Annotated in this window: 7 protein-coding genes; all 7 read left to right on the forward strand. The window is 40.9% G+C overall.

The annotated features are described in order from the left end of the window. The first annotated feature begins 154 nt into the window (after positions 1-154). The 7 genes from I2I04_RS12595 to I2I04_RS12625 are packed head-to-tail and all read left to right on the forward strand — an operon-like array spanning position 155 to position 12,117. On the forward strand, positions 155-1,378 hold the full coding sequence (locus I2I04_RS12595; RefSeq protein ID WP_195655158.1) for a glycoside hydrolase family 88 protein: 1,224 nt from the start codon (positions 155-157) through the stop codon (positions 1,376-1,378). 54 nt (positions 1,379-1,432) lie between these two features. Next, positions 1,433-4,639, forward strand: coding sequence for a SusC/RagA family TonB-linked outer membrane protein (locus I2I04_RS12600; RefSeq protein ID WP_229126989.1), 3,207 nt, complete (start codon positions 1,433-1,435; stop codon positions 4,637-4,639). A 23-nt stretch (positions 4,640-4,662) separates the two neighbouring features. Then, the gene (locus tag I2I04_RS12605) at positions 4,663-6,288 is read left to right on the forward strand and encodes a RagB/SusD family nutrient uptake outer membrane protein (protein ID WP_229126990.1); all 1,626 of its coding nucleotides are present in this window, start codon (positions 4,663-4,665) and stop codon (positions 6,286-6,288) included. A gap of 25 nt (positions 6,289-6,313) precedes the next feature. Next, the gene (locus I2I04_RS12610; RefSeq protein WP_195655159.1) at positions 6,314-7,267 is read left to right on the forward strand and encodes a DUF5017 domain-containing protein; all 954 of its coding nucleotides are present in this window, start codon (positions 6,314-6,316) and stop codon (positions 7,265-7,267) included. Between the two features lie 21 nt (positions 7,268-7,288). Next, positions 7,289-9,739 carry a polysaccharide lyase family 8 super-sandwich domain-containing protein gene (locus I2I04_RS12615; protein WP_195655160.1) on the forward strand — a complete coding sequence of 817 codons (2,451 nt, stop codon included), beginning with the start codon at positions 7,289-7,291 and terminating at the stop codon, positions 9,737-9,739. 38 nt (positions 9,740-9,777) lie between these two features. Continuing rightward, a complete protein-coding gene (locus I2I04_RS12620) occupies positions 9,778-11,289 on the forward strand; it encodes a fimbrillin family protein (RefSeq protein WP_195655161.1) in 1,512 nt (503 codons plus the stop codon). Between the two features lie 12 nt (positions 11,290-11,301). After that, positions 11,302-12,117 carry a fimbrillin family protein gene (locus I2I04_RS12625; protein WP_195655162.1) on the forward strand — a complete coding sequence of 272 codons (816 nt, stop codon included), beginning with the start codon at positions 11,302-11,304 and terminating at the stop codon, positions 12,115-12,117. The last annotated feature ends 6 nt before the right edge of the window (positions 12,118-12,123 follow it).

A 12,123-nucleotide genomic window follows, 5' to 3' on the forward strand; every position in this document is an offset into this window, starting at 1 on the left:
TGTTGTATAAGTACATAAAATGTGTAATATAAGTACATTTGTAGTTTGCAGGGATGATGTACGTACAGAGTATGATTCTTGTATGCATAGCTAACGGTCTCTTTTTTGTGAATACCTACATTTGCGATATCATTCATTTAAATCTTTACAGCATATGAACAGCATGGTCTTAACTTTGGCGGGAATTTCCATCTTTATGATGGCCGGATGTAACTTGAAAAAGGCTGCAACGGAAGATATGGTAACAGAAAATATATCAAACGCCGTTTCCCAATATTCTTTGATGACCAACCGGATAGAAGCAAGTGACTGCATAATGAATCCGAAGACTTTGGACGAAAAGCAACAAGTGGTTTATGCTTCTTATGACGATTGGACCAGTGGGTTCTTCCCTGGCAGTATGTGGTATTTGTATCAGCTTACAGGAGATGAAAAGTGGGAGAAACTGGCTGTGAAATACACGGAATCACTCGATTCCGTACAGTATCTTACATGGCATCATGATGTGGGCTTTATGGTAGGATGCAGTTATCTTAATGGAATGCGTTTGGGACAGAAAGATTATAAGTCGGTTGTGTTGCAAACAGCGCGTTCGCTTTCTACACGTTTCCGGCCCGGAGCTGGAATTATACAGTCTTGGGATGCGGATAAGGGCTGGCAGGCACAACGAGGATGGAAATGTCCCGTTATTATAGACAATATGATGAATCTTGAACTTCTTTTCGAGGCGACCCGCTTATCGGGTGATTCCACCTATTATAATATGGCAGTCAGTCATGCCGACCGGACACTTAAAGAACATTTCCGCTCTGATGGCAGCTGTTATCATGTAGTAGACTATGATCCGGAAACTGGTACTGTACGCAGTAGGCAGACAGCTCAGGGATATGCTGATGAGTCTGCCTGGGCAAGAGGGCAGGCATGGGCTATTTATGGTTATACGGTTTGTTACCGTTATACACATAAACCGGAGTATTGGGAGCAGGCTTGTAGAATATATGATTTCATATTTACGAATAAGCATTTGGCTTCCGACTTGATACCATATTGGGACTATGATGCATTGAATATTCCTAATGAGCCACGGGATGTCTCAGCGGCGGCTATCACTGCTGCAGCTCTTTATGAATTGAGTATGTATTTGCCTAATCCGCGTTATAAAAAGACAGCCGACAAAATACTGGTCTCATTAAGCACTCCTGCCTACCGTGCTAAAGTAGGAGAAAACGGGAATTTTATTTTAATGCATTCGGTAGGCAGCATACCTCATAATGCGGAGGTAGATGTTCCATTGAATTATGCGGATTATTATTTTCTGGAAGCCTTGAGCCGTAAGCGGGAGATGGAAAAACAAGTAGTTTGCAAGAAAGTACTGTAATTTTCCGTTTGCTTTCTTGAGAAACCGGCATCTTAAATCAATAGAATACTAAGAATGAAAAATAGATTAATAACCAATTTGAATTATATTATGGAGAATCGACAAATCACAAGACGCGTCTGTCTGTTGCTGATGACGCTTTGTTCTTTCACCGTTGTCTTTGCACAGATTGCAATCAGTGGAAGGGTGATGGATGAATCGAAAGAGCCCATTATAGGGGCGAATATTAAAGTGAAAGGAGGAACGACCGGTACCATCTCCGATATGGATGGACGGTTCAAACTTTCTGTTCCTAAATCATCTTCAGTATTAGTCATCTCGTTTATAGGCTATGCGACTAAAGAAGTGACGGTAGGAAATCAAAAGGTACTGAATGTGACATTGAAAGAAGATGGTGTTGCCTTGGATGAAGTTGTTGCTGTAGGGTACGCAACAGTGAAAAAAAGTGATTTAACCGGATCGGTGGCAAAGGTGGATATGAATGATTTAACGAAAGCGCAGGTACTTTCCATCGACCAGGCATTGGGTGGACGTGTTGCCGGTGTGCAAGTTGTTTCCTCTGACGGGCAACCCGGAGCCGAGGCTAATATTGTGATTCGTGGTAGTAATACAATTTCGGACTCCAGTGATGGCGCGCCTTTATATGTGATTGACGGTTTTGCTACGGAAGATGGAAATCTGGCTTCACTGAATTCAAATGACATTGAATCGATTGATGTATTGAAGGATGCTTCTGCTACGGCTATTTATGGAGCACGTGGGGCAAACGGAGTCATTATTATTACAACGAAACGTGGTTCGGAAAGTGCTCCGAAAGTAACGTATGATGGATATGTGACTTACCAATTGAAACCGCAGGGTATGGAGCTGCTTCAGGGAAGAGACTATGTTGCCATGCAGGAGGAGGTATTGACTGTTTCTGAAATGAATAGAACATATTATAGTTATGATGAAACGTTGGGACGTAACCGTATTTTGAGTGATTATGATAAAGTGCCTTCATACAACTGGCAAGATCAGGTTTTCCGTAATGCGCCCATGACCAGTCATCATATCTCATTGACGGGCGGTACTAAAAATACGAAGTATAGTTCCAGTTTGTCTTATTATAACCAGCAGGGGATTATCATTAACTCTTCTTATGAGAGCTTGAAAGCACGTCTGACATTAGACCAGCAGATTACCAGGAAAGTGAAATTCGGCGGTAGCTTGAATTTTGCTAATAATATTTCAAAAGGTACGGCGCCTTCACGGGGTTCTGACGCAGGTGGTACGCAGTATTTTCTATATCAGGTACTGGCTTATCGTCCGGTGTTTTATGCCGATTCGGAAGAATCGGAGGATGCTTTGTTAGCTGAAAATCCGAACTATCCGTATAATCCTTTGAAAACAATAGAAAATATGTATCAGAAAGTGCGCAGCCGTCAGTTGAATCTGAATGCCTATTTATCATGGGATATTCTAAAGGATCTGGCATTCAAAGCTACTTTTGCTTATACTTGGCGTCAGGACCGGAATGAGGCATTTAATAATGCGGATACCTATTGGGGAGATCCGCGTTATTCTGCCAAACATTCAAATGGTAATTTTAGTTTTAGGGAGTGGGATGGATGGTCTAATGAATATACGTTGACTTATAAAAAGAGAGTCAAGAGTCATAATATCACTGCCATGCTCGGAGCCTCGATGAATAGCAAAACAATCTCTACATTAGGTGCCAGTTCGACGATGGTGCCGTGGGATGGACTCGGCTTTTGGGGAATTTCGAATGGAACACCTGACAAGGTTACTTCGACTAATTTTGAAGACCGTATGATGTCTTATTTCGCCCGTTTCAACTATGACTGGAAATCCCGTTATCTGATGACGGCAACGATGCGTGCGGATGGAAGTTCCCGTTTTCCTTATCATAAGTGGGGATATTTCCCCTCGGCTTCTTTCGGATGGCGTGTTTCAGAAGAAGCGTTCATGCAGGGAAGTCGCAAGTGGCTGTCGAATTTAAAGTTCAGAGTGGGTTGGGGAACTACCGGTAATAACAATACGAAGAATTATTATCCTTCCCAGTTGCTTTATTTAGGCGATCAGAATTATGCTTTTAATAACTCTATAGATAATCCGGCAATTTATATTTCTCAAATGCCGAACAAAGACCTGAAGTGGGAAACCACTTATCAGACAAACATAGGATTGGACTTTGGGTTATTTAATAACCGTATTAACGGTGTAGTAGATATTTACGATAAACAAACAAAGGACTTGTTGTTGTATGCAGAAGTTCCGTTGTCTATCGGCTTTGATAAAATACAGCAGAATATAGGTAGTGTGCGCAATCGTGGATTGGAAATATCAATCAATACGGTCAACTTAGTAGGTGGCAGGGGGCGTTTCAAGTGGACAACAAATTTTAATATCTCCTTCAATAGAAATGAGATTACCGGACTGTCGGGCGATCAGGATTATCAGGTTTCAGGGCTGGATTCTCCCAAGTTGTCTAATCTTTATATTGCCCGTATAGGGCATCCTCTTTCGGAGATGTTCGGATATGTGTATGATGGTGTTTATCAATATGAGGATTTTAATGAAGTTTCTCCCAATGTATTTGTGCTGAAAGATGGAATACCCAACAATACAAAGGAACGTAATACCATTCAACCGGGGGATATGAAACTGAAAGATATTAATGGAGACGGAAAGGTGACGCCTGAAGATATGACAGTGATTGGTCACGGGTTGCCGGTTCATACGGGTGGTTTTACTAATAATTTCGAATACAAAGGCTTTGACTTGAGTGTATTCTTTCAATGGTCTTATGGTAATGATGTGATCAATTATAATCGTGCCAAACTGGAGAATATGAATGGTGTTCGCCATACCAATATGCTTGCTTCTGCAAAAGATCATTGGACACCTCGTATAGACAATGGTGACGGAACTTATACAGCTGGAAATTATACGAATTATTTATGGAGGGTAGATGGCGGACTGTCCGACATCAATACAAGTCGTGTCGTAGAAGATGCATCTTTCCTGCGATTGAAAAATGTGCAGTTAGGTTATAATTTTCCTGTAAAGCTGATTCGCAAGTTTAAATTGAGTTCCTTGCGGTTGTATCTTAGCGGACAGAATTTGTGGACATGGACCAAATATACCGGATATGATCCGGAAGTGTCAACCAGGAATTCGGCAATGACTCGTGGATTTGACTATTCGGCTTATCCGAGAACGACTTCTTTTACATTCGGTGTGAAGTTAGGATTATAGTTTAACAGGTATAAAAACAGAATATGATGAAAAAAATAGTATATATTATAGGAGTAACCTTGGCATTTTCCTCTTGTAGTTTTTTGGATACGGAGGTATATGGCAATCTGGATGAAAAGAACCTGTATCATGATGAGAATAGTTGCATGGCAGGTTTGGCTGGGATTTATGACCGTTTGGGAGCAGAAGGTGTTTATGGACTGAATATCTGGGGAGAGTTGGACGCCGGAACAGATCTTACCGTATATCGTGCCGATTATAATAAAAGCAAGGCATTGCCTTCACTCAATAATTATAATAATACGGATCCCTATTTACAGCTTACCTGGCAACATTTGTATGAGGGTATTAATCGTGCGAATGATTATATTGCTTCTATTACCGGACGCACGGATTCGGATTGTGGCGGTGCACGAAAGAAAACAATGTTTCTGGCAGAAGCAAAAGCATTAAGGGCATTATTCTATATGAATCTGGTTGCTTATTGGGGAGAGGTTCCTTTGCGACTGGAAGTTGTACGTGATTTGGCACAACAACAACTGAAGAAATCTTCCCAGCCGGAAATTTATAGGCAGATTATAAAGGACTTGGAAGAAGCGGAACCGGGTTGCCTTCCGGCTGATGAACTGAATGCACCGGGACGCATTGCGAAAACTACCGTACAGGCATTGTTGGCACGTGCATATATGTGGCAGGCGGGATATCCAGTTGAGGCTGATACTTGGGAGGACGCACTTATCTGGGCGCGTAAAGTGAGAGACAGCGGTTTGCATACTCTATATAAGACGACCGAGGACGGGGTGAATGGTTATCGTGCTTTATTTATTAATATGTGTTCCAATAAGTATGACCTGACTTACCGTGAAAGTATGTTCGAGGTCGAATTTTATGGTAACGGTTTGGATAAGACCAATGAAAGCGGTAAGGTGGGACTTTACATGGGCATTAGCCAGCAAACGACTACTGATCCCGATGTACCGAGAGCATATGCCTGGTATCATGGCACCAAATTGTTTTTTAAGATGTTCGAAGATGCAGATGCCCGTAAATGGTGGAACTTTGCGGATTATAAATATGTGACGACGGATGGTAAAGTTAAAAAAGTGATGTTGTCAGACAGTGATAAAGCCAGTTATGTAGATGGTGATCCCGGAAAATGGAGAGCTGAATATGATCCGGTTCGTCCGTGGTCTTTGAATAGTTCCTCTATCAACTTTCCTGTAATGCGCTACTCGGATGTGTTATTGATGATTGCCGAGTGTGCTAATGAGGTGGCTGGTTCGCCGACAAAAGAAGCTGTGGATGCGATAAACGAAGTACGTAAAAGAGCGGGAATATCGGAGATCGGATTGACAGACTGTACTCAAAGTTCTTTCCGCGATTCCATCAAAGTAGAACGTACAAGGGAGTTATGCTTTGAAGTGCCTCGTCATATGGAGCTTCGCCGTTGGGGAAAACAATATTTCTTTGACCGTATCAATTTGTTGAAGGATCAGTCTATGGATAGTCAGAATAAAAAAATCGGATATGATCTGACCACTGTGAAAGCATTGCCTGCTATTAACCTGGCAGAAAAACATATCTATTATCCTATACCCCAGGCAGAACTGAATACTAATCCGACCTGTGGACAAAATGTGAATTGGTGATCTTAACTTTTAATGTAACGAATTTATGAAAAATATATATTTTTATTCTTTCCTGATAATGACAGGCGTATGGCTTTCTTCTTGTGATGCTGACGAAGTAGATTGTGTTGATTTTGGCGTGACTTTATCCAATGATGTACAGGAAATATTTGCAGGTGAGCCTGTTACCTTTGATTTTAGTGGAAATCCGGATTATATTGTTTTTTATTCCGGTGAGGATGGGAGTAAATATGCAAATAAAGACCGTTTGCGGGTGGAGATAGAATCGGCTGAATTGTCATATGAAATATTGCAGCAGTATACACGGGTACCTTATCGTAATAAAGAGACAATGTCTATTTTCATCTCAGAGAGTTTTAATGGAGATTATTCCACAATAAAAGAGGATGATTGGCAATGTTTATCCGGAGCAAATGGACAGCTACATCTGAAAGTTCCGCTTTGTGCAGATGCCAGTGGAAGGGAAACGGTTGCTGACGGAATGGATCTTACTGCTTATAAAGATAAGAAATTTTATCTGGCTTTCCATTATAATGCTGTTGCTGCGTCAGATGCGGATACATATCCTCGTGTGGATGTCACCTCTTTAGTTGTGTCGAAGAAACTGAAAGATGGTTCTACCTCAACAATGAATGATCCGAAATCGCAATTCGGTTTTAATTATGCTTTTGAAGCAATTACGAAAAAGACTAATTTTAGTGCTAGCAATACTACGTTGTTGTTTCAGCCTACAACAGACAATTTGAAGTCGGATGTCGATGTCTGGGCGATTAGTCAGGCTATAGATCTGACTGCGGTATCACCGGATATGGGAACTCCTATCAAGTCTTTAAATATGAAAACACAGTCTTATACCTATACGTATAACGAACCGGGTGAATATACTGCTACATTCGTAGGCTCTAATTCGAATGCTTGGAACTCAAAGAGCATGGTAAAGGAGATTAAGATATTAGTGAAAGAAAATCCCGTGAATTGATCAGTAAATAGAGGATTAGTTATGAAAAAGAATTGTATATATGCGATTGTCCTTCTTTGGATAGGAGTTCTGGCTGTTCAGGCTCAGAATGAGGAGCGCCGGTTATCGTTTGATAATTTGTATCGGTATTCCAAGGATGCGCAACAAGTGAAAGATGATAAAAAAGAAAAGGCAATCAAGACATTTCGGAATCAGTATGCTACAGTTCCTTATCGTGCATATGATTTAACAAAGATAAAAACATCAGTACCTGAAATTCTTGCGTTCCTGAACGATGATGGTACATTTACAGATTGGACAGGCAGGGAAAAAAAGGTGATTGAAGGGAAAGATGCACAAGAGATGGGATTGTTTATTACGGATGCAATGAATCGTCTATGGAAACTTTCGGAAGAGTTTCGCAACGACCGGATGGGAGTTTCATTGGATAAAGATGTGTTTCGTAAACTTCAGAAGTCTATACTTTATTATGGTAATCTTGAGGTGAGCCGCAGTAATAAGGTGAACCGCTTTCATGCTTCCTGTTTTGCTATTCCTACAGCTGCGGTGAATATATACTATTGTTTCCTGAAACAGATGGATGCGGTGGAAAACAGGAAAACAAAAGATCAACAGTTGGTTGATATGTGTGAAATGCTGAAAGCACTGGCACTTCAGTCGTGGACACAGCCCTTGCGGAATGACGAGACGGATAAAAATGTAGTACAGATAGAACGTTTTCGTAACCATGTATGGTGGGTAGGCGGTAATGCGCTGGCATATCGTCCGTTATTGCCGGTAGCTATAATGTATAGATCTATTCCGATGGTCGATCTACTGGTTCAGGTAGCCCAGGGAGGGATAAGTTATACTTCACAGAATACATATAATACCGCTTTCTGGACAGAAGGTTGTACGGCGGATGGCGCAGGTTGGGGACACGGGATGCAGTGTCTTGTCTGGGGATATCCTATTGATGGAGGAATTAATGCGTTAAATATTTTAGGTGCGTTAAAGAACTCCCCGTGGGATAAGAAGTTGACCGATGACAATATAGAAACCTTGCTTAATTTTATTCGGGGAAGTAACTGGTATTACTACAAAGGAAATATAACTCCTTATATTGACCGCTTTACGGCCCGTTATACTCCGGCTAAAGTTGATATTCGTACACTGGCCATTGTTGATAAATTGCTTAAAGATTGGTCGGATTCTTTCACGCCAGTGCAGAAAAATGAACTTCGTTGTTTTCTGCATGATGCCCGCAAGCGGTTAATCAGTATGAATGGCTATTCCGACGGGATGTATAATGGTACGCGTTGGTTTTTCAATAATGATGACCTGATAAAGAAGAATGATCGTTATCATATGATTGTCAATATGGCATCTGTTCGTTGTGATGGACTGGAAAGCGCAGTGGCGGCCGCTGATGAGTATAATTTTTACCCTGCGGATGGTATGACTTTATTTCAGAAAAGTGGAAATGAATATCGTAAAGCTATTGGTGCATGGGATATAACCATGACTCCGGGAGTAACCGCTCGTGAGGGAGCGGAAAAATTAATTCCGGTTACTAACTGGAGAGGATATTGCAGTAAACATAATTATGCGGCTGCTTCGACAAATGGCGGAGAGAATGCTGTTGCCGGATATATCTTTGAGAAAATGGATGCCACGGATAAGATTGAATCTGAAAGAAAGAAAAATATTCCGCTTAAGAATGAGATACTTTATGGAGTGAAAGCATACAAGTCTTATTTTATGTTGAAGGACTATATGGTAGCCTTGGGTGCCGGAATAACGAATCTGACTCCTCAGATGCAGGGAACTATCCGGACTACCATCGACCAGCCTGAAAAGGAATCGGAAGTTATTGTTTGGAGTAATGGCAAAATATTGCCGGTGGGTGCCGGTATGCAAAGTTTTCCTAAAGACGGTACATCTTTTTGGGTGGTGCAGAAAGGTAAGTTTGCATATAGCATATTGCCTCAGTATACCAAGAATGCATCTTTTATATGCGAGACTCTGAAAACGGACTGGGTAAAACGTAATTCAGCTAATAAAAGCATAAAAGATCTTCCATCGCAAGTTGACATACTTCGTTTATGGATTGACCATACACAAAATCCGGTGAATGATACTTATGGGTATGTTGTGTATGCGGGTGATGGAATGCCGGAAGCGGAATTACCCTTTGAAGTATTGCGTAATGATACATTAGTGCAGGCTGTAAAGTCTAAAGATGGCAAAGTGATTGAAGCTGTCTTCTATCAATCGGGGGAGGTATTAGATAAGGGTGATGTAAGATTGGAAGTTTCAGCCCCTTGTACGGTACTGATTGAGGATATTAACGGGAAAATTACCATTTCCGTGACAGATGCTGCCATGAATGCAGGGCTGAAAGAGATTGTGCTTCAGTGGAACGGCAGACATATTCCGGTGGCAATGCCGCAGGGTGCATTCTGTGGTAAGCCTGCAAGTATTACGTTATGAGAAGATTTATAATGATTAATAATAAAATAAGATACAATATGAAAAACAATCTGTTTTATTCGATTCTAGTGATATTGTCGGCTGGCATCTTTTCGGGGTGTAGCGATGATGAGAAAGTGGAAGCGATCATAACTCCCGCAGTCATACAGGGCACAGTGTATACATTTGATGTAGATGAGTCGGGTGTACAATGGGAAAATAATCAGATGATCGGTGTTTCTATGCTGAAAGCCAATTCAACGGAGATCATCATGCCCTATCATAATATAAAGCATAAAGCCACTGTTTATCCTGTAGGATATTTTTCTCCTGTTTCCACAGATGAAGTACTGTATTATCCTGAAGATGGAAGTAAAGTCGATATAGTGGCTTACTACCCGTATAAAGATAATCTAAAGGATGACTTATACCCTTTGAATATTGCGGATCAGACAGTAGCGGATAATTTCAGCTTTGTGTATGCCAATAATAGTAAAGGATTGAATAGGGATAATAAGAAAACAATGATGGAACTTCGTCCGGTAGTTGCAGAGTTGAATGTAGAGTTGGAAGCTGGAGATGGAGTAAAGGATGAGTATTTGGTAAATGCTACCATTAAGTTGACGGGGCTGCCTACCAAAGCAAATTTTAATCTGTTGACAGGAAGTATTCAGGATATAACAAATGTGCAGGACATCCTGCTTCCTGCGTATGAGGAAAGTGAGGGAAATGGAGCGTCCGGACGTATCTTACCGTCGACAGCCACTAATGGATATTACGTCGAAATTGTTCTTCCCGAAATGGGGAGACGAACAGAAAAGATTAGTTTGGCGAACTGGTTATCGGAGATTAAGAGTGGAATTCGTTATAGTGGAGTGATTAAAGTCAGTCTGGATAAGATTGAATTTATCAGTATGGATGAAGAGCCTATTAAGGATTGGGAAGAAGATGATAATGTGATTCAAGGAAATGGCTCTAGTTTTTTGGTGAGACCTATCTCCGGTCTGTTATTGGGTGATTTGAAAGCCTCTGCTGGGAATAATCCGTTTGCAGCTAATAGTGGCATTCCTATGGATAGTTGGTTCAAAACGGTAAATGCTACATCTGTATGGTGGAATTCGACGATACAATTAGATGAGCAATTGAATCATAATGTGTTATATCTGTCTCACACCGGAGGTACCGCCGGATGGTATCAGTCTTTTGTTGGGTATCGAATGAGTAAGGCAGAGCTAGGCGAATATATTCTGAAGTTCAGAGTAAAGGGAACCGGAAAAATTAATTGCTTTGTGAGAACGTCAACAAGCAAATGTCCATTATTGACTGTACTTGTAGGCGGTAAATATCCGACTTACAAGGAAGTAACTGCAACATCAGAGTACGTGGAATATTCCGTCATTTATAATTTTGCGAGAATGGGAGTAAGCGGAAGAGCTTCTTATGCGGATGCTGACGCCACAGATGCTTCTGAAGCCGATTATGATGATTTCTACATTGGTTTCTATCCAACGGCTACCAATTCGAATTTCTATTTGGATCATGTATCTTTGACAAAGGTAAAAGAGAATTAAACAGCGAATAATATGAAAAGATTTAATATACTATTGGTAATGTCTGCATTTATAGGGAGTTTCACTTCTTGTAGTCAGGATGCAGAGAATGAATTGGTTCCATCAGCTAAGGTAGTAAACTTCGATGTGAATATATCAAAGACGCGAACCGTTACAGAAGGAAAAGTCACTTCTTTCGTTGAGGATGATCAGATAGGAGTTTTTGGTGTAAAACGCGGAGCATCAGAGGTGTTGAACCGGAATGTGATGTATGCTTACACTGGCAACGGAAAGTGGTTTGCGGATAAATCAATCACTTATCCATTGGATAATTCGCCTATCAATTTTTATGCTTATTATCCTTATGGGGATCATCCGACCACAAATTTTGATTTTACAGTTTTGTCTGATCAGTCAAAGGATAATGGTTACGAACAGAGTGATTTGTTAGTAGCTAAGAATGAAAAGGCTCTTCCGGGAGAGGGAGCTGTCAGTTTACAGTTTGGGCATATGATGGCGCGGATTGAAGTAAAACCGGCTTTGCCGGATGGTGTTACGTTGACTTCGGTTGCTCTGCTTAATGTGCTAACTGGTTCATCTGTAGATTTAATCAACCAGACTGCAACAACTAAAACCGACGCATCTGCTTCATTTTCTACTATCACATTAATGAAAGCGGGAGATGTATATAGGGGAGTTCTTCCTAAACAGACTTTGGCTGGTAGAATCTTTGAATTTGTGGGAATAAATGAAGCCGGACAAAAGGTGATGTTTGATTATACATTGGAAAATGCTACAGCTCTGACTGCAAATAAGATAACTCTATTTGAAATTAACTTGCAATATTAGTTTTCG

It is taken from the genome of Bacteroides sp. 1001136B_160425_E2 (genome assembly GCF_015559655.1).
GTDB classification, from domain to species: Bacteria; Bacteroidota; Bacteroidia; order Bacteroidales; family Bacteroidaceae; genus Bacteroides; species Bacteroides luhongzhouii.

Coding starts and splice junctions, on each gene's coding strand:
- I2I04_RS12615 (WP_195655160.1), top strand. CDS start 7,289: ATGAAAAAGAATTGTATATATGCGATTGTCCTTCTTTGGATAGGAGTT.
- I2I04_RS12625 (WP_195655162.1), top strand. CDS start 11,302: ATGAAAAGATTTAATATACTATTGGTAATGTCTGCATTTATAGGGAGT.
- I2I04_RS12600 (WP_229126989.1), top strand. CDS start 1,433: ATGAAAAATAGATTAATAACCAATTTGAATTATATTATGGAGAATCGA.
- I2I04_RS12595 (WP_195655158.1), top strand. CDS start 155: ATGAACAGCATGGTCTTAACTTTGGCGGGAATTTCCATCTTTATGATG.
- I2I04_RS12610 (WP_195655159.1), top strand. CDS start 6,314: ATGAAAAATATATATTTTTATTCTTTCCTGATAATGACAGGCGTATGG.
- I2I04_RS12620 (WP_195655161.1), top strand. CDS start 9,778: ATGAAAAACAATCTGTTTTATTCGATTCTAGTGATATTGTCGGCTGGC.
- I2I04_RS12605 (WP_229126990.1), top strand. CDS start 4,663: ATGATGAAAAAAATAGTATATATTATAGGAGTAACCTTGGCATTTTCC.